General features: G+C 47.2%; 26 protein-coding genes. 12 read left to right on the forward strand and 14 right to left on the reverse strand.

Going from position 1 to position 22,325, the window contains the following annotated elements; genetic code table 11:
- Nucleotides 1-41 precede the first annotated feature (41 nt).
- Nucleotides 42-875: a MetQ/NlpA family ABC transporter substrate-binding protein gene (locus AC3WTP_RS06335; protein ID WP_492393746.1), complete on the forward strand. Its 834-nt coding sequence runs from the start codon at nucleotides 42-44 to the stop codon at nucleotides 873-875.
- A 151-nt stretch (nucleotides 876-1,026) separates the two neighbouring features.
- A complete protein-coding gene (locus tag AC3WTP_RS06340) occupies nucleotides 1,027-1,800 on the forward strand; it encodes an SDR family oxidoreductase (protein ID WP_492393747.1) in 774 nt (257 codons plus the stop codon).
- Nucleotides 1,801-1,842: 42 nt separating this feature from the next.
- Here AC3WTP_RS06340 and AC3WTP_RS06345 read toward each other — a convergent pair whose 3' ends face one another.
- Nucleotides 1,843-2,088: a NifU family protein gene (locus AC3WTP_RS06345; protein ID WP_492393748.1), complete on the reverse strand. Its 246-nt coding sequence runs from the start codon at nucleotides 2,086-2,088 to the stop codon at nucleotides 1,843-1,845.
- 92 nt (nucleotides 2,089-2,180) lie between these two features.
- Here AC3WTP_RS06345 and AC3WTP_RS06350 point away from each other — a divergent pair, with 92 nt between their 5' ends.
- Nucleotides 2,181-2,423, forward strand: a complete 243-nt coding sequence (locus tag AC3WTP_RS06350) for a YuzB family protein (RefSeq protein WP_492393749.1) — start codon at nucleotides 2,181-2,183, stop codon at nucleotides 2,421-2,423.
- Between the two features lie 38 nt (nucleotides 2,424-2,461).
- On the opposite strand, the gene AC3WTP_RS06355 is transcribed toward AC3WTP_RS06350, so the two are convergent.
- Nucleotides 2,462-3,535 carry an NAD(P)/FAD-dependent oxidoreductase gene (locus AC3WTP_RS06355; protein ID WP_492393750.1) on the reverse strand — a complete coding sequence of 358 codons (1,074 nt, stop codon included), beginning with the start codon at nucleotides 3,533-3,535 and terminating at the stop codon, nucleotides 2,462-2,464.
- Between the two features lie 161 nt (nucleotides 3,536-3,696).
- On the reverse strand, nucleotides 3,697-4,803 hold the full coding sequence (mqnE, locus tag AC3WTP_RS06360; RefSeq protein WP_492393751.1) for an aminofutalosine synthase MqnE: 1,107 nt from the start codon (nucleotides 4,801-4,803) through the stop codon (nucleotides 3,697-3,699).
- A gap of 224 nt (nucleotides 4,804-5,027) precedes the next feature.
- On the opposite strand from mqnE, the gene AC3WTP_RS06365 reads away from it, so the two are divergent.
- The gene (locus tag AC3WTP_RS06365) at nucleotides 5,028-5,387 is read left to right on the forward strand and encodes a HesB/IscA family protein (RefSeq protein WP_492393752.1); all 360 of its coding nucleotides are present in this window, start codon (nucleotides 5,028-5,030) and stop codon (nucleotides 5,385-5,387) included.
- Between the two features lie 615 nt (nucleotides 5,388-6,002).
- Here the strand turns inward: AC3WTP_RS06365 and AC3WTP_RS06370 are convergent.
- From AC3WTP_RS06370 to AC3WTP_RS06380, 3 genes are all read right to left on the reverse strand, one after another.
- Nucleotides 6,003-6,227, reverse strand: coding sequence for a hypothetical protein (locus tag AC3WTP_RS06370; RefSeq protein ID WP_492393753.1), 225 nt, complete (start codon nucleotides 6,225-6,227; stop codon nucleotides 6,003-6,005).
- Nucleotides 6,228-6,337: 110 nt separating this feature from the next.
- On the reverse strand, nucleotides 6,338-6,697 hold the full coding sequence (locus AC3WTP_RS06375) for a VOC family protein (protein ID WP_492393754.1): 360 nt from the start codon (nucleotides 6,695-6,697) through the stop codon (nucleotides 6,338-6,340).
- A 104-nt stretch (nucleotides 6,698-6,801) separates the two neighbouring features.
- Entirely contained in the window at nucleotides 6,802-7,305 is a 504-nt protein-coding gene (locus AC3WTP_RS06380) for an RDD family protein (RefSeq protein ID WP_492393755.1), read from the reverse strand.
- An 87-nt stretch (nucleotides 7,306-7,392) separates the two neighbouring features.
- Here AC3WTP_RS06380 and AC3WTP_RS06385 point away from each other — a divergent pair, with 87 nt between their 5' ends.
- Nucleotides 7,393-7,926, forward strand: a complete 534-nt coding sequence (locus AC3WTP_RS06385; protein WP_492393756.1) for a hypothetical protein — start codon at nucleotides 7,393-7,395, stop codon at nucleotides 7,924-7,926.
- A 149-nt stretch (nucleotides 7,927-8,075) separates the two neighbouring features.
- On the opposite strand, the gene AC3WTP_RS06390 is transcribed toward AC3WTP_RS06385, so the two are convergent.
- The 5 genes from AC3WTP_RS06390 to AC3WTP_RS06410 all read right to left on the reverse strand — a co-directional run bounded on the left by AC3WTP_RS06390 (nucleotide 8,076) and on the right by AC3WTP_RS06410 (nucleotide 13,286).
- Entirely contained in the window at nucleotides 8,076-8,471 is a 396-nt protein-coding gene (locus AC3WTP_RS06390) for a DUF2871 domain-containing protein (RefSeq protein ID WP_492393757.1), read from the reverse strand.
- Between the two features lie 14 nt (nucleotides 8,472-8,485).
- Nucleotides 8,486-10,720 (reverse strand): MMPL family transporter, encoded by a 2,235-nt coding sequence (locus AC3WTP_RS06395; RefSeq protein WP_492393758.1) that lies wholly within the window; start codon nucleotides 10,718-10,720, stop codon nucleotides 8,486-8,488.
- A 92-nt stretch (nucleotides 10,721-10,812) separates the two neighbouring features.
- On the reverse strand, nucleotides 10,813-12,195 hold the full coding sequence (locus AC3WTP_RS06400) for a sensor histidine kinase (RefSeq protein WP_492393759.1): 1,383 nt from the start codon (nucleotides 12,193-12,195) through the stop codon (nucleotides 10,813-10,815).
- A 2-nt stretch (nucleotides 12,196-12,197) separates the two neighbouring features.
- Nucleotides 12,198-12,872, reverse strand: coding sequence for a response regulator transcription factor (locus AC3WTP_RS06405; protein WP_492393760.1), 675 nt, complete (start codon nucleotides 12,870-12,872; stop codon nucleotides 12,198-12,200).
- Nucleotides 12,873-13,079: 207 nt separating this feature from the next.
- On the reverse strand, nucleotides 13,080-13,286 hold the full coding sequence (locus AC3WTP_RS06410) for a hypothetical protein (RefSeq protein ID WP_492393761.1): 207 nt from the start codon (nucleotides 13,284-13,286) through the stop codon (nucleotides 13,080-13,082).
- Between the two features lie 231 nt (nucleotides 13,287-13,517).
- On the opposite strand from AC3WTP_RS06410, the gene AC3WTP_RS06415 reads away from it, so the two are divergent.
- Nucleotides 13,518-14,180 carry a YheC/YheD family protein gene (locus tag AC3WTP_RS06415; protein ID WP_492393762.1) on the forward strand — a complete coding sequence of 221 codons (663 nt, stop codon included), beginning with the start codon at nucleotides 13,518-13,520 and terminating at the stop codon, nucleotides 14,178-14,180.
- Nucleotides 14,181-14,468: 288 nt separating this feature from the next.
- Entirely contained in the window at nucleotides 14,469-14,618 is a 150-nt protein-coding gene (locus AC3WTP_RS06420) for a sporulation histidine kinase inhibitor Sda (protein WP_492393763.1), read from the forward strand.
- A 35-nt stretch (nucleotides 14,619-14,653) separates the two neighbouring features.
- Here AC3WTP_RS06420 and AC3WTP_RS06425 read toward each other — a convergent pair whose 3' ends face one another.
- Complete coding sequence (locus AC3WTP_RS06425; RefSeq protein ID WP_492393764.1) at nucleotides 14,654-14,938, reverse strand: hypothetical protein; 285 nt, start codon at nucleotides 14,936-14,938, stop codon at nucleotides 14,654-14,656.
- Nucleotides 14,939-15,031: 93 nt separating this feature from the next.
- Nucleotides 15,032-16,036 carry an NAD(P)/FAD-dependent oxidoreductase gene (locus AC3WTP_RS06430; protein ID WP_492393765.1) on the reverse strand — a complete coding sequence of 335 codons (1,005 nt, stop codon included), beginning with the start codon at nucleotides 16,034-16,036 and terminating at the stop codon, nucleotides 15,032-15,034.
- Between the two features lie 455 nt (nucleotides 16,037-16,491).
- Between AC3WTP_RS06430 and AC3WTP_RS06435 the strand changes: the two genes are divergently transcribed.
- Both AC3WTP_RS06435 and AC3WTP_RS06440 read left to right on the forward strand, forming a co-directional pair.
- The gene (locus tag AC3WTP_RS06435) at nucleotides 16,492-17,682 is read left to right on the forward strand and encodes an NAD(P)/FAD-dependent oxidoreductase (RefSeq protein ID WP_492393966.1); all 1,191 of its coding nucleotides are present in this window, start codon (nucleotides 16,492-16,494) and stop codon (nucleotides 17,680-17,682) included.
- Nucleotides 17,683-17,684: 2 nt separating this feature from the next.
- Nucleotides 17,685-17,933 carry a hypothetical protein gene (locus tag AC3WTP_RS06440; protein ID WP_492393766.1) on the forward strand — a complete coding sequence of 83 codons (249 nt, stop codon included), beginning with the start codon at nucleotides 17,685-17,687 and terminating at the stop codon, nucleotides 17,931-17,933.
- Nucleotides 17,934-18,042: 109 nt separating this feature from the next.
- On the opposite strand, the gene hemQ is transcribed toward AC3WTP_RS06440, so the two are convergent.
- A complete protein-coding gene (gene hemQ, locus AC3WTP_RS06445; RefSeq protein ID WP_492393767.1) occupies nucleotides 18,043-18,792 on the reverse strand; it encodes a hydrogen peroxide-dependent heme synthase in 750 nt (249 codons plus the stop codon).
- A gap of 258 nt (nucleotides 18,793-19,050) precedes the next feature.
- On the opposite strand from hemQ, the gene AC3WTP_RS06450 reads away from it, so the two are divergent.
- The 3 genes from AC3WTP_RS06450 (at nucleotide 19,051) to AC3WTP_RS06460 (ending at nucleotide 22,222) form a co-directional block, all read left to right on the forward strand.
- Entirely contained in the window at nucleotides 19,051-19,347 is a 297-nt protein-coding gene (locus tag AC3WTP_RS06450) for a YuiB family protein (protein WP_492393768.1), read from the forward strand.
- 453 nt (nucleotides 19,348-19,800) lie between these two features.
- Complete coding sequence (locus AC3WTP_RS06455; protein ID WP_492393769.1) at nucleotides 19,801-21,516, forward strand: ABC-F family ATP-binding cassette domain-containing protein; 1,716 nt, start codon at nucleotides 19,801-19,803, stop codon at nucleotides 21,514-21,516.
- Between the two features lie 160 nt (nucleotides 21,517-21,676).
- Nucleotides 21,677-22,222, forward strand: a complete 546-nt coding sequence (locus AC3WTP_RS06460; protein ID WP_492393770.1) for a flavodoxin family protein — start codon at nucleotides 21,677-21,679, stop codon at nucleotides 22,220-22,222.
- Nucleotides 22,223-22,325: the final 103 nt, after the last annotated feature.

Consider the following 22,325-nt stretch of genomic DNA (forward strand, 5'->3'; position numbering starts at 1 on the left):
AAAGTAAACTATAAAAGGGGACATCGAGAGGAGATATTCAGATGAAAAAAGGTCTTGTTGTATTGGTATTAGTAAGCTTGGTGACACTGCTTGCAGCGTGCGGCAGTAAGCCTGAGGAATCAAATGGAGCTAACGGCGCTTCAACAGGCTCCGAAACAACGAAGTTGGTAGTTGGCGCAACACCGGTGCCGCACGCGGAGATATTGAAGCTTGTCGCGCCGAAGCTGAAGGAGCAAGGCATTGAGCTGGAAATTAAAGAATTTACGGATTTTGTGATTCCCAATACACAGTTGTATGAGAAGCAGCTTGACGCGAACTTCTTTCAGCATAAGCCATATCTAGATGAGCAAAATGCTGAAAAAGGCATGAACTTGGTATCAGTAGGTAATGTGCATGTTGAGCCGTTTGGCGGATATTCGAAGAAGATTAAGTCGCTGGACGAGCTGACAGACGGTGCAACCATTGCGATTCCGAACGATGCGACGAATGGCGGACGCGCTCTGCTCCTGCTTGAGAAGCAAGGGATTATCAAACTTAAAGACGGTGCAGGCATGAATGCCACAAAGCGTGATATCGTAGAGAATCCGAAGAACATCGAGTTTAAAGAGGTTGAAGCAGCGATGCTGCCGCGTGTATTGGACGAGGTGGACCTTGCTCTGATCAACACGAACTATGCTCTTCAAGCTGGACTTAATCCGATGGAAGATGCACTCTTCATCGAGGATAAAGATTCCCCTTACGCAAACATCTTGGTTGCGCGTGAGGACAACAAGGACAGCGATGCGATTAAGAAATTAGTAGCCGCACTGCAATCCGATGAAGTGAAGCAATTTATTGAAACGGAGTACAAGGGAGCCATTGTTCCTGCATTCTAATCAAGCCTATAACCCAGTGCCTGCGGGCGCTGGGTTTTTATGTGTCGTATAAGTACCTAACTGTTGAATTCTTCGTTCGGTTGTTCTTAATTGCCATATCTTTTATACTGAAATTAATGTTCAGGAATAGCCCGGGGGGGATGGAAACGACGTGGAGCAGAAGCGTAAGATCGCGCTAATCACAGGAAGTGCCAAGGGGCTTGGCAAGACTGCCGCATTGTCGCTAGCTGATGCGGGTTATGATATTGTCATTAATTACGTGCACAGTGAACCAGAAGCGATGACACTTCGGCGTACAATTGAAGACAAGGGTGTGCGTTGTGCGGCGATTGGCGCCGACATATCCAAGCGGGAAGATGTGAAACGGCTGGTTAGTGATACGAAGGAACAGCTGGGATCGCCGGATATCGTCATCAATAATGCAGGACCCTTTATTCGGGAACGGCGGTTGTTTAGCGATTATGAGGAAGAAGAGATCTTATACTTGATGGATGGCAATCTGACCGGTGTTATATTGCTTGATCATCTGTTGCTGCCAGATATGCGCGCGAAGGGGTGGGGGCGCATTATCCACTATGGCTTCGGTCATGCTGTCGAGGCGCGTGCCTGGCCGCATCGCGCAGTATATGCGGCTGCCAAGGTTGGACTCGTTTCATTCACGAAGACGTTGGCAGTAGAAGAGGCGCCTTATGGTATAACGGTCAATATGCTCTGTCCAGGGGACATACGCGGTCATTATAAGGAAGCGATGATCGACGACGTAATGAACATACGCGATGAAGAAACGCCTCGGGGCAGACCTGGCACAGGGGAGGATGTCGCGCGTACGATTCGGTTCCTATGTGAGGATAAATCCGACTTCATAACGGGGAATATTATCAACGTATCCGGAGGATTGGATCCGATCCGCAATAATATTAGATGAACAAAAGGAGTCTTGCCGCGAGGGCAAGACTCCTTTTGTTTATTAGAATACTTGAACGACTTCTTGTACGCCTTCGACTTCTTCAACCAAAGCGCGTTCAATGCCGGCTTTAAGCGTGATCGTGGAGCTAGGGCAGCTGCCGCAAGCGCCCATCAGACGCAATTTCACGATACCGTCCTCAACATCGACCAATTCAACGTCGCCGCCGTCGCGCTGCAGGAACGGACGCAATTTATCCAACACTTCCAGCACTTCATCATACATGCCGTTTTGTGAAGTTTCACTCATTACTAGCCAACTCCTTTCATCCATGCTACTGTTATTATATTATAAAGCGATCCAAAATCAAAGGACTAAGCTCAAAGAAAGGATGTTTGTCAATGAGACCCATCATTGAATTCTGCGTTGGCAACATGCACCATGGCACAGACGAGGTCCTGCGACAATTGGAGCAGAATCCAGATGTTGATGTCATCGAATACGGCTGTCTTGGCAACTGCGGTGAATGCTATATGTTCCCCTATGCGCTTGTAAACGGGGAAACTGTCGCAGCAGAGACAGCGGAGAAGCTGTTAGAAGCGATATTGATCAAGATCAAGGAAATTGAAGAATGGGAACCTTAGGAGTAGATGGATACTCGCAGGTTCCCTTTTTGATTCAGTTATCCGATGTGATGCTTCGAGATCCACAATACACCGCTCTTGATCACGCGCGGTACGAAGCCGACCATAGGACGCTTGCCCAGCATGCCGAAGCCGCTCTTCTTCCCTAGGGAGCCAAGTACTCCCTTCAGTTTAATCTTTCCGAGCTGCGGGGTCTCGCCTTTCCACTGTGCTAATGCGACATCAGCGATCTGTTCGCCCTGAGCGCCTGCAGCCTGAGCACTTGGTGAGAAGGTCAAGCTGGCGCAATCCCCAACTACGAATACATTCGGATAATCCGGTATCTGGTGGTAGTTGTTCAGCAGGATGCGTCCTTGCGGATCCTTCGGAACCATAAGCTCCTGAACTTGAGCGACGGGTTGAATCCCTGCAGTCCATACCGTGACATCGGAGCTGATGGCTTCTTCGCCGCTTTCTAACCGATTATAGATGACTCCTTGATCTAAGCGGGTGACGTTCATGCGCGAGCGAAGCTCCACATCATGTTCCGTGAACCATTCCGATATATAATTGGACATCTTCTCTGGGAAGGAAGACATTAAGCGTGTGCCTCGATCCAATATTCGAATATTCAGATCAGGTCGGCTCTCACGCAATTCCGCAGCCATCTCGACTCCGCTCAAACCGCCGCCAACAATGCTTACTTGCCCATATGGCTTTACATCATTAATCAACTGATACGTTTTTCTCGTACTCGACAAGCTCTGAATGCTGTTGCCGAATATGTCCGCACCCGGTATGCCGTGATAACGATCTGTGCATCCAAGCGCAATCGCCAATTGGTCATATGAGATAGGGTCCTGCTCATGAAGATGGACCAGGTTAGCATCAAGATCGATGCTGGTTACTTCACCATAACGGATCGTAACGCGCGGGTCCTTTGGAAAGGCAACCCGAATTTCGACGTCGGACACGGTGCCTGCCGCCAAGGCGTAGTATTCTGTCTTTAATCCTTGGAACGGCATTCGGTCAATGAGAATGATCTCGATATTAGCTGGAAGTCCTTGTTCCAACAAACGATTAATAAGTGCTAGACCGCCGTATCCTCCACCACAAACAACAAAGCGCTTCATGTTTGATTATCCTCCCAAGATGCCAAATGTTAAGATGATTTGCGTCCACGCAGGACGCTGCACAGTATAGATCATCCGAATCTCCACATAGCGGTTCTATGGTGTCTTGGCATGGGTGTCGCTTCTCTAGTACACCGCAGTTCTTCTGCGGCTTCACCTATCTATTCGTACACTTCAATGACGTTATAGAACGTGTCTCTCTCGATCGGAGTGCGGCCTGCGCCCTTCACGAGCCAGATCAATTCGTCACGAGTTAAGCCTTCAGGCGTTAATGCGCCCGCCGCGTGACTGATTCGTTCTTTAACGATCGTACCATGAACATCGGATGCGCCAAATGTCAGCGCCATCTGCGTTAACTGTGTGCCGATGTTAATGAAGTACGCTTTGATATGTGGAATATTATCCAACATGAGACGGCTGATTGCGATCGTCTTCAGGTCCTCATAGGCTGAATTGCGGCGCTTGATGCTCGCTTTCTGGCTCTTAGGCTGCATAGACAGCGGGATAAACACGAGGAAGCCATTCGTATCGTCTTGAAGCTCACGAATCTTGATCATGTGGCGAACACGATCTTCATGCGTTTCGATAGCGCCGTAGAGCATTGTCGTGTGCGTCTTCATACCAAGCTGATGCGCGGTACGGTGCACTTCAAGGTATCGGTCAACGCCTGCTTTCTCTACACGCATCTTCTTGCGGTATTCATCGGACAGTATCTCAGCGCCGCCGCCTGTTAGCGATTCCAGTCCTGCCTCCATCAACTGGTGCAGCACTTCCTCAATGCTCAGACCGCTGATTCTCGTGAAGAAGTCAATTTCTGCTGCGGTGTAGGCTTTTAAGGTAACGTTAGGGTAACGCTCCTTCAAGGCGCGAAGCGAATCTACATAGTATTGGAACGGGACATGAGGGTTGTGACCGCCAACGATATGGAACTCACGTACGCCTGGATGAATATGCTGATCGACGAAAGCAATCATTTCAGCGCCAGACAGGGTATAGGATCCTTCTTCACCTTCATCCTTACGGAAGTTACAGAAAGCACAGTGAGCTTCGCACACATTTGTGAAATATAGAGACATGTTTTCAATAAAATAAACGTTTTTACCGTTTTTGCGCATATTCGCTAGGTTAGCTAGTTGACCCAAGGTCAAAATATCGTCAGATTGATACAAATATACGCCATCTTCTAATGTAAGCCGTTCACCGCGTTCTACTTTCTCGGCGATTTCGGCCATACGCGCATCAGCGTGTCGAGTCCAGTTTGTTATCATATTAGCTCCCCCAGTTTACTTTATGCATAAAAATAACTCCGCGGCGGAATAATCCATCGGAGATTGACAGTGCTTTTCATCACATTTAGTTTCATTATAACCCTGCCTCTATGAAGGAGCAATACATGTCCAGCAGACATTGGCAATCATTTGACGTTGCAAGTGTTCACTTGTGCCCTAGTTCATGGAGGGGTATACTTAGAAATACGAGGAGGGATATAACAATGATCACAATTAGCGATTTCGCGGTTGAAAAGATAAAGGAAATGCTTGAACAAGAAGGGAACCCGAATATGTTCCTGCGTATCGGTGTTAAACCAGGCGGATGCAGCGGGTTTTCATATGGAATGGGCTTCGATGATGAAGAAACGAGCGATGATGTGCATATCGAAACAAACGGTCTGAAAGTTGTGGTTGATAAGGAAAGTGTACCGCATCTTCAAGGGCTGGAGATCGACTACAAGGAATCGGGCATGTCCGGCGGGTTCACGATTCAGAATCCAAATGCAATAGCTTCCTGCGGATGCGGTCAATCCTTCCGTACAGCAGCAGCTGCAGGTAAAGCGGAGAAGTGCGACGATTAAGCATCTTAAAAAAATCATGTTGCTGGCAAAGCCTCTCGGCAGTTCATATCGTGGAGCGATATCAACTTACGGAGAGGCTTTTCTCATGCCCACCGATGCTTCAATTCTGTTAACAGATCCTCATAGTTCGTTGCGTACAGATCAGCGCCTGGGGTGTCGTTCTGGAACAGACAAGTTCGAAGTCCGATTGCTTTTCTTCGTCTGCCGCCAAGGTATATGTAGGTTCCGTGTAATTTATACCCATGCAATGCATCAAATTGGAGACGCCTCGGATCATATAACCCCTTCGAAGGGATTTTATTTCAACTTCTATGGTTAATCAAGCTAACAAAGAAAAAATGGACGATGAGCATAAAACTCATCGTCCAAAAAGTAAGCCGCACTATACTCCTTTAAAACCACCTAGCCAAGTAATTACTATTAGCACAATTCCCAGAATGATCCAAACATAACTACTAAACTTTTATCGCTTGATCTGACCCGATGTAGGTTTTTTTTTTTAGTGTGTTTAATGCAGTTGTTCTAACGGTAAATTCAGGAAAAATAACTCCAATTATGCCTGAGACTACAAATGCGATGAAAAAAAACAAAGTCCATAATATCTTCGCCTCCAACTCACTTACCTCCCAAATGATAATGCCAATCTTGATAATACATTGGATAAGTCTTCGGAACTGATCGAATTTCTATCCACACGAACTCCTTCGTTAACCCAAATTCACCCTTATAAATAGGAATTTCAGTAGAAAAGCCAATTCCTCCGCCTAATAACGCTTCCCAATCTGCATCATCAATATCATAACGAGTTGGACGGTACGGCATCAATATTACTAGCTTCAAGAAGATCGCCATAAGGTCAATCGAGAGCTCTCTAAAGCGTTGTTTTTCCCGTCCGCGGTTCGCCTGTAAGCAGAAATGTTATATTTGCCGTATGGAACGCAGTATTATGGTTACTCAAAAAAACAGGCTCCTAATCTATTTCCGTCAGGGTCTTTAAACGTAAAAAATTTAACCCCGCCGTCCACATTCATCTCATCAACCCATACACCTTGCTCAGATAGATAGGCATAAGCCTTGTCGATGTCGGGTGTGAAGAAATTAAATTGCTCTCCAGTCGGAATAATAGGCTGTTTTTCCGTAGCTTGCATCAAAGTCAATGGTGTTTCGCCTTCCGCGACAGACAATATCGCATACTCCTGCATATTCCAACGTACCTGCAGCCCAAGAATATTCGTGTACCATTGAACGGAACGCTCCAGATCGCTTACATATACAAACACAGTGTCGATTCGTTTGAACATGGGAGTCATATCGATCCTCCTACACAATTGGATAGGTGAGCAGCTTGATTTCTCATTTCCTATCAAACTACTTCATTTTATATTACCTAAAATATCCCAATTATTCAAACGGTTCATCGAGTCCTCACCTGCGTCTTTGCCATATAATCATGAAGTCCTCTTATTCCATTATTTACAAATATTAACATAAAATATAAAATGATCATTAGATTCGGAATGAAGATGAGAACCATATTCTCAGGCTCCTTAACATTCCACCAAGGCGTAGGAACGAGCAGAATGAGATGGGTAAGCTCCCATGGCAGCAGCTTGATCGCCGTTCGAATGAACGCTTGCCGAGTGCTGATTGCGCCGCCTTCATGATTGGTCACGATTAACTTCAATAATCGCTTTCCGATCGTTTGCTGCTTATATCTCTCACTCAATATAAAGTAAGTCCATACCGGCAATGACATGGAACAGAGGACCCATAGCTCGATCTCATACCCATCATCCAGAATATAAAATGGAAATCCAGAGCCAATGCTGTACAGCAGCCACTGTAATCCAACTAGAATACTTGCTAGAAGCACAAAGTCCAGCCAATAGGCTAGCAATCTTCTAATCGATAATTTCATCTTGGATCTCCTTTCTAGGCATTGTTCATCGTATGCGCAATGAGGAACCTGTTTACGAGCTTCACAATATGATAGCAGGGGGATAGTATGAAAATTAATCGCATGCTCTTGTACTTGATTCTACCGTGTTTGCTTATTCTTACTGGCGTATTACTATTAGTCAATCTTAACAATCTTAAGGGAGATAAGTCGGCAGATGAAGCCGCCAGTCAACGATTGCTGCAGTCTAGAATTGAAGGCTACACCCAGAAGACGTTTCGATTGTTGGAGCAGATCAAGTTCCAGAACGCGAAAGGACAATTAGGTGTCTCGATATCGTATGTGCCTGAAGTAGGTTCAGAATTCATGAAGGAGCATATATACAAAGAGCTTGCTGAATATGCCGTAGATGTGAACAAATTTTTTCCGGAAATAAAGTCATTTCATTATTCTGTGCTGTGGGATAGTGAGCAGAAGAAGGAAATAATGGCGCTAACTATAGACGAACAAGGAGTAACAGAGCTAAAGAGCAATTATTATGGAGTATTGATGGATCAACGAGGTGGACATAACAGCTCATTCAGTGTCGTATTTTCCACCATTGAGGAATCGGATGGCGCGAAGAAGTTGATTGTTAAATAAGAAATATACGCATCGTGACTCATCATTATAACCAGCATATATAATTGATGAGAAGGTTTATAATCATGAAGGGGCTCATCTCTAAGGTAGAAGAACTACTTTAGAGTGAGCCCCTTTCATCATGTTGCTTCGTTTTGTTTAATTAGTTGCTATTTTACGCGTTTTCCAAGAAGGATCATGAGCCAGCCAATAGCTAAGCCGAGAATGGTGTGACCAAGTCCTGCGATATGCGGCAGGAAGCTGAGATCTTCGCCATTTATTTGCAGCATGCCACGCGTTGTCATGGCTCCGAGTGTAATTACCAAGCCGAGGTTGTATACGATGAACCAGATGTTAAACGACTTCTCTTCATGTACTTGGAACAGCTTGCCTAAGATCAGCACGATAAGGAAGAAGATGAAGCCAAGCACGAGAATATGCGTGTGAAGACCGCGGAGAATCGTGTCGCCTGTAAAGTCGCTGTGCTTCGTAACTTCTCGGTAGAATAAACCAGCGATAAGACCTAGAACAGCATAGAAAAATGATGAATAATAAAGTTTTTTCATAATGTAGTGCCCTCCTAAAGTGTAGTAGTTGATGATTTAGATGCTGCTTCGCGTCTTGGTGATGGACGGAACAGCTTGTCGTAACCAATGAATAAGGATGGGAGCAGTATACCCCGAATGATGAAAGTATCGAGCAGGATGCCGAATACCATCATTCCGCCGAACAGCATGAGCTCCTGCAATGGCTGCGTGATCAATACACCGAAAGTTGCGGCTAAGATAATACCGGCTGATGAGATAACGCCGCCTGTCTTCGCAACGCCGTGCTCAACGGCTTCTCGCCATGGATATACGCGAGCTTCTTCACGAATGCGAGTGACCATCATGATGCTATAGTCGACGCCGAGTGCAACCATGAATAAGAAGGTGTATACCGGTAGTCGATAGCTGATAGCATCTAGTCCGAGCACATTATGGAAGAAGAGCCAGCCAACGCCGAGCGTCGTGCCGAATGACAGAAGCATAGTACCTGTCATCATGATGGATGTCCAGATCGAACGGGTCAGTACAGTTAACATCACAAGCAGCGCAGCTGTAATAACAGCGAACAGATAGATCGTATCGCGAGCATTCATCTGTTTCACATCAGCTTGATCAGCAGTTTGACCCGCAAAGTGCAGGCTGTAGTCATTCACGGACAAGCCAGCGCCTTGAATGATGCTGGTCGCGTTGTCTCGCCACTTGGTCAACGCTGATATCGACTCGACGCTGTACGGGTCATCAGTTAGAACAAGCTCACCTGCAAGCACAGGCTGATCTTCTGACCAAGCTAGCTTTTGCTCGGCAGGGTTGCCTTTGGTTCGTTTCCAAGTGAAGCTCTCGACCTGATCCCACTTGTTGATCTGCTCTTCCAGCTTCAAGAGCTGCTTCTCGTCTTTCCCTTTCTTATCTGCTGTCGTCTCTAGCAGTACGGTAACAGGAGCCAGCTCTCCAGGTGGAAACGATTCAGCGAGCTGATCGAAGCCTTGACGAGCGCTCATCGTATCCGGGAAGGAATGCAGCAGATTATAGGAATATTGAATCTGGGAGCTGAATACAGTGAATCCCATTAGTATAATGAGTAGGATCGCGGACAATGTGCGCGGCCGCTTCCCGATGACATGGCTTAGCTTCGTCCAGATTCCATGACTCTCCGCGCGGCCTTCCGCGCCATCTTTCTCAGGTACGAAGCGAACTCGAGCTGTGAACGGCCAGAAGCTTACTCGGCCTGCTACAGCGAATACGGCTGGGATTAATGTGAGCCCAGCGAGCAGCATCCAGACGATCGCGATCGAGAATACACTGGCGAACGCGTGGTAAGGATTAAACACAGCTCCGAATAACGCCAGCATGGCGAATAGTACAGTTCCGCCACTGAACATAATGGCTTCCGCTACACCGCGAACGGCCGCTTGCATGGCATGGAACGGTGACTCGTGATGTCGGAGCTCTTCACGGAATCGTGAAAATATGAACAAAGAGTAATCGGTTAATACTGCGAATAGAAGGACGAGCATGATCGACATCGCCGAACGGTCAACCGTCATGAGGCCCTGCTCTCCCAACAAGCCGATGGTGCGATCTACCGCCTGATATACAATTCCTGCGATCAATAGCGGCAGGATAGCCAACAGCGGTGATCGATAGATGACAATGAGCATCACGAGTATAAGTACAACAGTCGCAGCCATCAACACGAAGTCCGCATTCGCGAACAGGCGTGAAGTATCCGCTGCGATTCCAGCTGGGCCAGTTACATTAAGCTCGAGACCTGCTGGCACGTGGCTAACTGCTTCATCCTTGATGCCGTCTAATACTTTGCCCATTACCTTCGTATCCAGACCTTTGGTAAGGCTGAGGCTGAAGAGTAGAGTGGAATGGTCTTCGGACAGCATGCTTTCCTGAACTTGCGGCGGTAGTTGGTGATAAGGCACAGATGAAACGACTTGCGACGGTCGTTCATCAGAAGCGAGCCATTCGCTCCATTCTATAATGCCTGCCAGATCCTGTTCCGTCAATCCGCCCTCGCGATGGAACACATATAGAGCGGTGGTGCCTTCTTCATTAGGATAGGCGGCTCGCATCAGATCCTGTGCTTGCTCAGCAAGCGCGGGGTTGAATGCCGATCCTTCTCCAGTCGTTACTGCATATGGCTTAGAAGCAGGAGCCACCGCGCTAAGCAGGATGACAATTACGAGCCATGCGGCTATTACTGTCCATGCCCGCTTGCGTGATGCCGCCATGTTAGCGATCGAATTCAAGAACTTCATGGTAAAGCAACACTCCCGACATATTGGAATATCTGAAGTGTAGTTCATCAAGATGAACGCAATATGAACAGATCATTACATAGCTCTGGAAACTATGGAAGCTTGACGGTAAATTCTGTTCCTTTGCCAACTGAGCTGTTTACGTGGATATCGCCTTCATGCAGCTCAACGATACGCTTGGCAATCGATAAGCCGAGACCGGTTCCGTTTCGATTGCGGCCTGCGCCGCTATCAGATTTGTAAAAACGGTCGAATATGAACGGAATGTCATCCTCAGGTATACCGGGTCCGTTATCCGTAATCTTGACCGTTACGCCTCCGAACTCGATTCTCTTGCATGATACATGAATTCGACCTCCGGATGCCGTGAATTTGATCGCATTGCCGATTAGATTGTTCCATACCTGATAGAGAAGTCCGGCATCGCCTGCAATGACAGACTCAGATAGCTCGATATCAAGCTCAATCTCTTTCGCGGACCACTCGGGTTCCATACGAATGAGCACCTCGCGAAGCTGTTCGTCTACCCGGAATGAATTGCGTTTCAACGTTTCAGTACCTCGCTCCAATGCGGCTAATGTGAGCAATTGGCGGCTGAGAGCGGACAAACGGTCGCTTTCTTCTGCTATGATGTGCAAGTACTTCTTCTCCTGCTCCGGAGGAAGCGGACGATCGCGAAGCTGTTCGGCAAGGCCGTGAATCGTCGTCAATGGCGATTGAATCTCGTGCGACACATTCGCGACAAACTGCTTGCGCATCTTATCCACTTGCTTGAGCGTATGGGTCATGCGTGTAAAGCGGCGTGCTAGTTCACCGATCTCGTCACCGCGAGCGGTATCTAGACTAACTTCGTAATGCCCCTTCTCTAGATTATCGGTTGCGATCGTCAGCCGCTTTAATGGTCTTACGATATAGCGAGTCTTAATGGCGATCAACACCAAGCTGATGAAGAAAGTGGCCGTGAACAGAACCGCAAGCATGATGCGAACTTCATTTAACTGCTGCACCATATCGGGACGGACGAATAAAGCGTAGGTAGTGCCGTTCCATTCAAATGGAAACCCCTCTGACATAGAAAGGCGATTCTCGAACAACGTCGGTACGAGCCAGCCGGATGGCTGAACCGCCAGACCTTTGTATCGTTGACCGGACAGCACAGCTTCTACTTGCTCTGGCTGCAGATCCATAGTCTTGAAGGCACGGCCGAACATTTGTCCATTGCCTGAATCATCCACCAGATAGATCTGATAGCCAAGTCCTGACAGATGGGTCAGAAACGGCTCTAACAGCTCGTCCTTCTGATCAACAATTGGGGTAAGTCCTTCAATAGAAGCAACGACGACCTCCATCTTCTGTTCGTATTCAGCTTTGATGCCTCGATTATATACGAGATTGGCAATGAATAGGCCGAGAATGAAGCTAAGGCACACGATGAAGATGGAAAAGAGCACAATGCGCGAATATAGGGACTTCATCTTTATACAACCTCCAACTTATAACCAAGTCCACGGATCGTGACGATGCGAAAGTCATCCGTCAAAGGATGGAGCCGCTCTCGCAAACGTTTAATATGAACATCGATCGTGCGGTTGTCGCCTTCGAAATCGGTTCCCCACACCCAATCGAGCAGTTGATCTCGTGTATAGATACGGCCTGGAAAGCTTGCCAACTGCACCAGCAGCTCGAATTCCTTGCGAGGCAGCATCAGCAGCTGATCATCTATCGTAACCGTATAGCCGGACCGGTCGATTACCGTATGTGGAAAATGGATGTACATATCAGACACGAGCTGATAACGTCGCAACAGAGCTTTCATGCGGAACAACAGCTCTTTAGGTTCAAACGGCTTCACGAGATAATCATCTGTGCCTGCCGCGTAGCCAGCTTCCTTATCTTCTATTTCGCCTAGAGCGGTAAGCAGTATAACCGGAATATCATAAAGCTCGCGAATCTCGGCGCATAGCTGATGGCCATTCTTGCCTGGCATCATCACATCAACGATGGCAATATGAAACGTGTTCTCTTCTAATAAAGCAGATGCTGCTAAGCCGTCGGTAGCCTGCGTGACATCATATTGCTCAGATTCTAGCACGAGTCGGAGCAGGGACAAGATGTTGTGATCATCGTCGACAATGAGTACACGAATTTTCATATAGATATATATCCTCCTAACTGTCTTTCCGCGTTACTGTTCGTTACTTAGTATGAACGATTCCATGCATTTCTCAAATGATAAATCTGGCTAATCAAAAATCAGTTATGAACGTGTAGTCGAGGAATCAACAATAGTATATAGAAAAAGCATCAAATAAAAAACCTCGAGTCATCCGTTGATACGGCAACTCAAGGCTGTGGTGCTTCACAAAAATGTCTTATCCAACATGAGCACGATGAGATAAAAGCAAAATGCGGAAAATAGGAAAGCCCCTGCTCCCAACAGCCTTCGGCGCTGCTTTATAAAGCGGAAGCTTAAGACTAAGATGGCTCCATTCACCAATACGAGAATCAATGCCATCGCAACGATGGCGACCCAATACAATACTTCATATACGGCTGCAATATCCATACTGCTCCCCCTTAACGACTCCCCATTTCAATGAACCCTAGTAGCTTCAACGTCTAAGATACCATCCTTATGTTGGAAATGAAAGTTGTATAATGTGAAAATTTGGAGGCGCGTAAAGTGGATAGAGGCGATGAACAACTAAATTTAGGGCATTTGCCTTGGACAATCATACAAGAATATAGGAGTTGAGGCGAGTATGTATAAAGTACATTGGCGAAAGGGGATGAACGCGTGGATGGCAGACAGCTAGCCAGTAAATGGCTGAAGACGGAAGCCCTATTGTCAGATAGCCGTGTTGCAAGCTACGTTCCCGCGACACGGATGTTTAACACATCGAATCTGCATCAGATGCTGAATCTCTATGATTTCGTGGTCATTAAGCCGGTAGTAGGCGGCGGTGGAGCGGGTGTTATAAGAGTAGCGAAGGATGGTTCCCAGTATCAATATACTTATATGGCGAAGACACGTTCATTTGGCAGCTTTGATGAAATGGTTCGATCATTGATAACAGTCAAGAAGAAGAGATCCTATCTTATCCAGCGAGGCGTTCGATTAGCAACCATCGACGGTCGTCCGATTGATTATCGGGTTAAGATCGTGAAGATGAACGGGCATTGGGTATTTCGAGCGTTGGTTGGTCGAATTGCGAGAAAAGGACTGTTCGTGACGAATCTGTGCCGCGGCGGCACGATGGTGAAAGCGGCATATGGGCTTCGATTATCGTTGTCTGGTAGAAGTGTTAGATCGAAGATGAGTGAGATGCGGCATGTATCTCGCATATGCACGTCCATTCTGGAAACGAAATATCCTGGCATAGGACAGTTGGGCTTTGATTATGGACTTGATGGGGGCGGCAGGATCTGGATTTTTGAAGTGAATACGAGACCTCAATAGAACATAAGCTAGCAACCAACTCTATCTCTTCATCGCTCAGATATGATAGATTCCTGTTATTGTTATAGTCTAGTTGATTAAAGTTACTTATTGAAGAGATTGCTTGGTGAGTTGTGGATAAATATATCCACATTATCCCTAGTGATAAATCAATAAAATCGACACTTGCCAACAATATATACACATATTACCCACAATATGGTGTGGATAAGGGCTGGATGTTCTATTTGTTTTCATCATGATAAGATGGTAATCAATAAGGAAAATAAAGTAAAGGTTGTGGTTGAGATGGCGTTGCTTTCTGATGAGTTGCTGACAGAATCGTATCATCAAGCCGTTCAGCTCAATTTGGACGAAGATTTTATTACCATGTTACTTGTGGAAATGAATAGACGCCGCCTTCGTTCAATCGAAACAAATCAGTGGCATACAGGTTGAACATTTCGACAGAAAACTGCCATTCACGCGAAATATCAGCCTGTAATCGAAGAACTGCAGCCATCGATCCAGGTGATGGTACCGCACTGTTCGCAATACAGTATATGCAGACAATGTTCTTCATTAGAACGGAATATGTTCATTAATGAAGGTTGAATGTCGGTATATGTTTCATTCGACATGTCGCTTTCTTCTTCATATGGAGCATATGGACCGGCAAAATCATTCCGTTTACCACAATCAATGGCAGGGTTCGAGCAGTTTGGGCATGTGAAGTCCGGATTGATCATGCCGTTGCATAGTGGACAAACATGAAACAAGGGTATCCTCCTCCAGTACATAGATGATATGGAGTAGGGTACCCTTATTATTGTAATTTATTTTATTTCGAGAACAACGATACGCGCTCGAGGCTACATCTTCATATTGCTGCTATGTCCTGGGGACAGTCTGGCATTTGGATCAATGTAGACTTTGGCGTTGTTGATGGCCGTAGGAGCCTCACCGAACCCGACAGCTATCAGCTTTACTTTGCCTGGATAAGTGGTAACATCTCCAGCTGCGAAGATCCCTGGAATATTCGTTTCCATACGGGAATCCACCACGATCGAATTACCTTCAATCTCCAAGCCCCACTCTGCAATCGGTCCAAGAGATGACACAAATCCGAAGTTCACGATAAGTGCATCGATCTCGATATCATGGGTTTCCGAAGTTTTTACATCTGTAATCGTTACACGGTTAATGCGATCTTCGCCGTACAACTGCGTGATTTCAGTCGGTGTGATAACTTGTACCTTCGAATTCATCAGCAGCTCAACGCTGTGCTCATGAGCCCGGAATTTGTCACGACGATGAATAAGCGTAACCTGCTCAGCAATCGGTTCGAGCATAAGCGCCCAGTCAACAGCAGAATCGCCGCCTCCGGTAATGAGTACCTTCTGGCCTTTGAACTGCTGCAGATCATTGATGAAATAATGCAGGTTCGTCTTCTCAAACTTCGCTGCTTCAGGAGTTTCTAGACGGCGTGGTTCGAAGGCGCCGACCCCAGCTGTTAGGATAACGGCTCGAGAATGATGAACTCCCTTATCCGTAGTCACTTCAAACAGACGCTCATCCAATTTCTTGACATTAAGCACTTTCTCTTCAAGATGAATATCGGATTCGAACAATTCCATCTGACGAGACAGGTTGTTAACGAGCTCTTGTGCGGTAACTTTAGGGAATCCAGCTACGTCATATATATGCTTCTCGGGATATAACGCAGATAACTGTCCGCCAAGCTGCGGCATGCTTTCGATCAAACGTACAGATGCTTGACGCATTCCGCCGTAAAAGGCAGCAAACATACCTGCTGGTCCGCCGCCAATAATCAAAATATCAACAACGTTTTGTTGTGTCTCGGTTGTAGTAGACATGCGAAGCACCTCCAAATGGTGTTGTGAATAAGGTATCATAATGTGGATACTTTAGCACAATTACCATTATAAACGTTACGAGAATCAAAAGGAAACATGGGATATGTTTAAAATATCCAAATATTTGCGAATCTTTCATTTATAATACGATTTTATACTGTGCAACATAAGGAAAAGACACTTTACAGAGGGGGGTTCATGCAATCATTAGACTGGGAAAAATAGTAGGTTTCTAATATTTGGAGGAATGCCTAAAAGAATTCGGATTAATCACACAGTTTGGTTATGTGTGCAAAATTTAGCTTGTATTTTACATATGAAATGGCTATGATTGCAGTTAAATATAGGTTAGTTGTCATATATTTGTCAACAACTGTCAGCGAATGTTCGGATGATCAATGACGGCAGATCATATAACAGATATGGACACAGATGTGGAAGGAGTAGAATACGACATGAGCAACATCCCGAAGATCGTCATCTTAGGTGCCGGATACGGCGGTATCATGGCGGCACAGCGTCTACAGAAAGAGCTTAATTACAATGAAGCGGATGTAACATTGGTCAATAAACATGAATACCACTATTTCACTACCCACTTGCACATGCCTGCAGCGGGAACGGACACTGTGGAGAATGCGCACGTTTCGATTTCTAAGCTTATCGATGAATTCAAGATCGACTTCGTGAAGTCAACGGTCAAAGAGATTCGTCTTCAGGATAAAAAGATCATTCTGGAAGATGGAACACTATCCTTTGATTATCTGATCATTGCTGTCGGCGGAGAAACAGAAACCTTTGGTGTTCCAGGGATGGTTGAGAACTCACTCAGCATTCGCAGCATCAATTCGGTAAAGATGATTCGCGAGCACATCGAGAATCAGTTTACGATGTATAAGCAAGATCCTCGACCAGAGTATCTTACTTTCGTGGTAGGCGGTGCAGGCTTCACAGGTATCGAGTTTGTCGGCGAACTGTCTGATCGTATTCCTCAACTGTGTCGCACGCATGGCGTCGATCCATCACTTGTGAAGATATATAATGTAGAAGCAGCACCAACTGCGCTTCCAGGCTTCGATCCTGAGCTGGTAGAGTATGCGATGAACGTGCTGAAGAAGAAAGGTGTTACGTTCAAGATCGGCACTGCGATCAAGGAATGCACGCCAGAAGGTGTTCAGCTTCCTGAGGAATTCGTTAAGGCCGGTACGGTTATCTGGACAGGCGGTGTTCGCGGAAGCCGTCTGATCGATCAAGCGGGCATAGAAGCGATGCGCTCGCGCGTGAAGGTCGATGAGTTCTTGCGTGCTCCTGGACATGACAATGTGTACATCATCGGAGACAACTCCTTGATGATTAATCCAGAGAATGAGCGTCCGTTCCCGCCGACTGCGCAAATGGCGATGCAGCAAGGCCCTGTTGCCGCAAGCAATATCGTTTCCTCGATTCGCAATCAACCTTTGAAGAAATTTACCTTCCAGAATAAAGGTACAGTCGCATCTCTTGGTAAGGGTGAGGCAATAGGGGTTGTTGGCAATAAGAAGCTAAAAGGCTTCTGGGCCGCGCAATTGAAAAAGGTAATCGACGTGCGTTGGCTGCTCATCATTGGCGGGGTACCATTAGCTCTTCGCAAAGGTAAGATCCTGTAACTATGAGACATTGCAGTGTACAGGTAAGAGGTTTGTTGACGCGAGATGAGCTTGATCGATACAACGCATTAATGGAAGTTGGATCTTACTTAGAGTCGCAGAATCGATATGATTTATCATATACCCTTCAGAAGGAAGTTGATATCCTTATTCAGCCTGCAATTGAACGTTTAAAGGATAAGGGTCGTGAACGAGATCGAATGACTGCTGAATACTTGGCTTCCTTACAACAGGACGAGGATGAGGATTGACATAAATAAGCCGGCTTGGCGCCTAACGGTGCTAAGCCGGCTTATTATATTTGGGCTTCCGAAGCCAATTGCGGTGCGGTATACGGAAGCTTGAATGCATGGATGCTTATTATTTGAGCATTACAGCAATGTCACTAGGAGTTAGGCGATTGCCGACAAAGAAGGAGCCGAATTCTCCGAAACGAGCGCTAACTTCATCGAAGCGCATCTCATACACAAGCTTCTTGAACTGAAGCGGATCGTCACTGAACAAGGTCACGCCCCATTCCCAATCGTCAAAGCCAACAGAGCCGGTAATGATCTGCTTGACCTTGCCGGCGTAGCCTCGTCCAATCATGCCGTGACTGCGCATCATCTCGCGGCGTTCCTCCATGGACAGCATATACCAGTTATCCTGCAGGTCTCGCTTCTTATTCATCGGATAGAAGCAGATATGCTTGGACTTAGGCAGGATCGGCTTCAGGCGAGCAACTACTTCTGGAATCTGCATAGGGTCTACATCTGAGCCTGGCTTAGCCAAGTAATTGCTCAATTCCACGACGCTGACATAGGAGTATGTCGGAATAGTATATTGAGCAAATAATGATTTATTGAATTCGTTCTCGAGCATGTTCAATTCCTCAAGACTTTCGCGGAGATGGAACATAACGAAATCCGCTTTCTGTCCAAGGATCGAGTAAACAGCAGTTGAACCTTGATTATCTTGTTCTTTTTGACTCCATGATTCCCACAGCGAATGGAGTTCATCAAGTGCGTGCGCACGCTCTTCGCTGTCAGCCTTATTCCACATAGCCCAGTTTATGGAGCGGAAATCATGCAGGGCATACCAACCTTCGAGGGTTAAAGCCGCTTCATTCATAAAGGCGAGCCTCCAGTTATCACGATAATTTTGTACCATGTTCAATGTCCACATTGTAGCCTATTTATAGAGTGTGGAGCAACTCGATATGAGAAATGTCACTGAATGTTCGTTGATTTTTCCGTTAGCGGCAAGTAAACTTAGAATATTATTACAGGTAAATTATGAGAATTATGTATGGTCATTCGTAATTAAGAACAACGGGATTCATGAGGTCCGCGGTGAGGGGCGTTACACGCAGGAAGGGGACAGGTTGTTATGGAAGGCTTAATTATGGCGCTTATATTAATGGTGCTATTTTTCGTTATGATGTTCGGCATTGGCTTTATCTTGAATATGCTCATGAAAACGACCTGGTTTCCAGTCGGACTCTTTGTTGTCGTCTTTGTCCCGTTAGCGGTATATATGATGTGGGATAACGCTGAGTCATTTGCTGAGAACCTGATCGGATATGGTTTGTTTGATTATTTGACAGGACTGGCAGGCTTGATGGGAACGCTCGTTAGCGGAATGGCGATCAACACCTTGCGCAAGCGCGGGTTTAAGATGTTCTAACAAGATGTAATGAATGGCTTGAGCATGGATATTATATGGAGAGTTTGACCGATAAGCGAAATGTAGCATATACTATTGTTGAAACATCCACTATCCTGATGAAAGGCAAGGTACTCTGCCGATGCGCAATTAATCCAATCGATGACGACACAACAGAACGCGTATGATACGCGCCATGTAAATGATGTGAACGTTAAGAGAGGATTAGTCTGTCTATTTTCAGATATGCGCTGAGTGCAGTCCTGAACCATTCATAGTGCTGGCTGTAAGGTATGATCTTCATGGTTGTATGGTTTCATGATGAGATCATATTGTCTGCTGCCGTTATGTTATTAGTTAGCGAATGTTCGCTGCTGATGAGCAGGGCTTGGATGTTTGCACAGGAGTACATATGTGTAAGTTGGAACAACAGACGATCCTCTCTGGGACTAGATGACCCGGGGAGGTTTTTTTATGACTAGATGGATGTTGGAAATGAGACAATTGCGCATTAGCCACGCGGATCGGCTAATCGTGGATATACCAGAGACGATGACTTGTTATGAAGGGGAATGCATCGGCATTGTCGGAACGAACGGAGCGGGCAAATCATCGCTGTTGCACGTGCTGGCGGGAACAGCGGAATCCGAGCGCGGAGAGGTGCTGTTGAATGGAAGCGCAGTGCTGGTAAAACAATGGGATGACCGTTCGGAGCTGCATGACTCCTCTCTTGTAAACCTAAGTGGAGGGGAATGGACGAAGCATAAGCTGCGCGAAGCGCTGAGAAGCAGTCCAGATATTCTGCTGCTGGATGAGCCGACGAGCCATCTGGATATTGATGGTATGGAAGAATTGGAGCGCCTTGTGCTGAAGCATCGCGGATTGGTGCTTATCATCTCGCATGACCGCGCGACGCTGGATCAATTGTGTACGAAGATATGGGAAGTGGAAAATGGCAAGCTGAAGGTATACACAGCAGCGCGTCCCGGCGCATACCGAGCGTATCAGGAGGAGAAGGAGCGCTTGTTCAAGGAGCGAAGCCGCGCCTACGAGCAAGTGGAGGAAGAGCGGCAGCGCTTGACGGAGACGCTTGCGGATAAGCGTGAGCAGGCGCGCGGCATGATGAAGAAGCCGAACACGAAGTCATTGAACAGCAAGGAGATTCGGATCGCCAAGCCTCACTTCAGCCGCAAGCAGGCGAAGATGGATCGCGTGGCGGGCTCGATTCAGTCCCGCATCGAGCAGCTTCCGAAGCTGGAGCGGCCTTATGAGGAGCCGGTCGTTCGATTCGACGTCGCGCTCCATGAGCAGGTGCGGAGCAAGGTGCTGCTGGAATGCGAAGCGCTAGGCATGGCCGTGAGCGGCGGCAAGGTGCTGACCGAGCCGGCGGCCTTCCGCCTGCGCCCAGGCATGCGCATAGCGGTGACAGGCCCGAACGGCTGCGGCAAGTCGACGCTGCTGCGCGTGCTGCTGGATGCCGCTGCACGGTCCATCGCGGAAGGCGGAGCCGTGTCCGCGATATGGCCCGATGAAGCGGGCATCGAGGTCAGTGGCAGAGTGAAGACCGCGCCGCGGGCCCGGCTCGGATACTACGATCAGCAGCTGCAGGAGCTTGTGTCCGAGCGAAGCGCAGTCGAGAACGTGAAACTGGCGAGCAAGTACCCGGAGCACCTGATCCGCACCGCCTTGGCGCGCTTGAACCTGGCTGGGGACATGGCCCTCAAGCCAGTCGGTCTGCTGAGCGGCGGAGAACGGGTAAAGGTGCTCCTCATACGCTTGCTGCTCAGCGAAGCGAATGTACTCGTCCTTGACGAGCCGACCAACTACCTCGATATTCATGCTCGCGAACGGCTGGAGGAGCTGCTGCGCGATTATCCAGGCACGCTCTTGTTCGTGTCGCATGACCGTGTGTTTGTCGAGAAGATCGCGACGCACCGCTTGGATATGAGCGGCGCGAAGGCGGTGTTCGGTTCGATCGATACCGATTCCCCGCCGCGGAAGGGCAGCGCCGAGCGAGATGAAGCTCCGGCGGCCTCGCCGATCAGCGATATCGATCGGCTCAGCTTCGAGCTGGCTTGGACCGCGCTGTTGGCTAGGCTGTCCCAGCCCGGCATGTCAGACGAAGAGAAGGAAGAGCTGGAGCTTCAATTCCGTTCGATGGCCAAGGAAAGAGCGGAGCGATTTGGCTAGGCTCTCGCCAATAAAATAATCAGTTCAAGGCAACACTAAACCTCAATCGTGGAACATGTATGGAACATAACAGCTATCTATTCACTCGAAGTCTAAGGAATGTTATAGAGGGCTAGTGAAGAATGCAGCAGTTGGCGACAGGCTTAGGAGGAGTTGCGGCATGTTTGTTATACAAGGAAGCGCCCGAGATGGCGGCAACACAGAGAAGTTGGCAGAGCTTCTGCTCGAAGGCATAGACAAGGAAACAATTCGCCTGCGTGAATATCATATGGAGCCGTTCATAGACAAGCGTCACGATCCTAACGGGTTTCCGCAAGAGGAAGATGACTTGTCCAAGTTAATGTTTGCGATGATGGAGCATGACACGATTGTATTCGCGACTCCGTTGTATTGGTATGGAATGTCCAGCCATATGAAGCTGTTTATTGATTATTGGACACAATATTTGCGAGTTGAGTCGATGCAGTTCAAGGAGCGGATGAGAGGCAAGAAGGCCTATGTCGTCGTTGTAGGCGGACCGAAGGCAAAGATGACGGGCCTTGCGCTCATTCAGCAGTTCCGCCACATCTTTGACTTCATGGGCATGAGCTTCGAAGGATGGATCATCGGTCGCGGCTCTAGACCGGAAGATATATTGACGGATACACAGACGATTGCTGAGGCTAAAGCATTGAACGAGGAACTTCGGCGATTGTATAATAATTAAATGATAAGCTGACAGCATTAGGGCATATTCGACGGTTTACCACCATTTTGTCGGACGAATATGCCCTCTTTATGTTACAATAAGTGCACTATACTATTAATTG

This window comes from Paenibacillus sp. EB106-04-04-XG159 (assembly GCF_058791835.1).

Excerpts from the sequence above, each read along its gene's own strand:
- AC3WTP_RS06345 (WP_492393748.1), bottom strand. The coding sequence starts at position 2,088 with ATGAGTGAAACTTCACAAAACGGCATGTATGATGAAGTGCTGGAAGTG.
- AC3WTP_RS06460 (WP_492393770.1), top strand. The coding sequence starts at position 21,677 with ATGTTTGTTATACAAGGAAGCGCCCGAGATGGCGGCAACACAGAGAAG.
- AC3WTP_RS06405 (WP_492393760.1), bottom strand. The coding sequence starts at position 12,872 with ATGAAAATTCGTGTACTCATTGTCGACGATGATCACAACATCTTGTCC.
- AC3WTP_RS06420 (WP_492393763.1), top strand. The coding sequence starts at position 14,469 with ATGGCGTTGCTTTCTGATGAGTTGCTGACAGAATCGTATCATCAAGCC.
- AC3WTP_RS06440 (WP_492393766.1), top strand. The coding sequence starts at position 17,685 with ATGAGACATTGCAGTGTACAGGTAAGAGGTTTGTTGACGCGAGATGAG.
- AC3WTP_RS06410 (WP_492393761.1), bottom strand. The coding sequence starts at position 13,286 with ATGGATATTGCAGCCGTATATGAAGTATTGTATTGGGTCGCCATCGTT.
- AC3WTP_RS06430 (WP_492393765.1), bottom strand. The coding sequence starts at position 16,036 with ATGTCTACTACAACCGAGACACAACAAAACGTTGTTGATATTTTGATT.
- AC3WTP_RS06355 (WP_492393750.1), bottom strand. The coding sequence starts at position 3,535 with ATGAAGCGCTTTGTTGTTTGTGGTGGAGGATACGGCGGTCTAGCACTT.
- AC3WTP_RS06450 (WP_492393768.1), top strand. The coding sequence starts at position 19,051 with ATGGAAGGCTTAATTATGGCGCTTATATTAATGGTGCTATTTTTCGTT.
- mqnE (WP_492393751.1), bottom strand. The coding sequence starts at position 4,803 with ATGATAACAAACTGGACTCGACACGCTGATGCGCGTATGGCCGAAATC.
- AC3WTP_RS06335 (WP_492393746.1), top strand. The coding sequence starts at position 42 with ATGAAAAAAGGTCTTGTTGTATTGGTATTAGTAAGCTTGGTGACACTG.
- AC3WTP_RS06400 (WP_492393759.1), bottom strand. The coding sequence starts at position 12,195 with ATGAAGTCCCTATATTCGCGCATTGTGCTCTTTTCCATCTTCATCGTG.
- AC3WTP_RS06365 (WP_492393752.1), top strand. The coding sequence starts at position 5,028 with ATGATCACAATTAGCGATTTCGCGGTTGAAAAGATAAAGGAAATGCTT.
- AC3WTP_RS06380 (WP_492393755.1), bottom strand. The coding sequence starts at position 7,305 with ATGAAATTATCGATTAGAAGATTGCTAGCCTATTGGCTGGACTTTGTG.
- AC3WTP_RS06395 (WP_492393758.1), bottom strand. The coding sequence starts at position 10,720 with ATGAAGTTCTTGAATTCGATCGCTAACATGGCGGCATCACGCAAGCGG.
- AC3WTP_RS06435 (WP_492393966.1), top strand. The coding sequence starts at position 16,492 with ATGAGCAACATCCCGAAGATCGTCATCTTAGGTGCCGGATACGGCGGT.
- hemQ (WP_492393767.1), bottom strand. The coding sequence starts at position 18,792 with ATGAATGAAGCGGCTTTAACCCTCGAAGGTTGGTATGCCCTGCATGAT.
- AC3WTP_RS06375 (WP_492393754.1), bottom strand. The coding sequence starts at position 6,697 with ATGACTCCCATGTTCAAACGAATCGACACTGTGTTTGTATATGTAAGC.
- AC3WTP_RS06390 (WP_492393757.1), bottom strand. The coding sequence starts at position 8,471 with ATGAAAAAACTTTATTATTCATCATTTTTCTATGCTGTTCTAGGTCTT.
- AC3WTP_RS06350 (WP_492393749.1), top strand. The coding sequence starts at position 2,181 with ATGAGACCCATCATTGAATTCTGCGTTGGCAACATGCACCATGGCACA.
- AC3WTP_RS06385 (WP_492393756.1), top strand. The coding sequence starts at position 7,393 with ATGAAAATTAATCGCATGCTCTTGTACTTGATTCTACCGTGTTTGCTT.
- AC3WTP_RS06455 (WP_492393769.1), top strand. The coding sequence starts at position 19,801 with ATGACTAGATGGATGTTGGAAATGAGACAATTGCGCATTAGCCACGCG.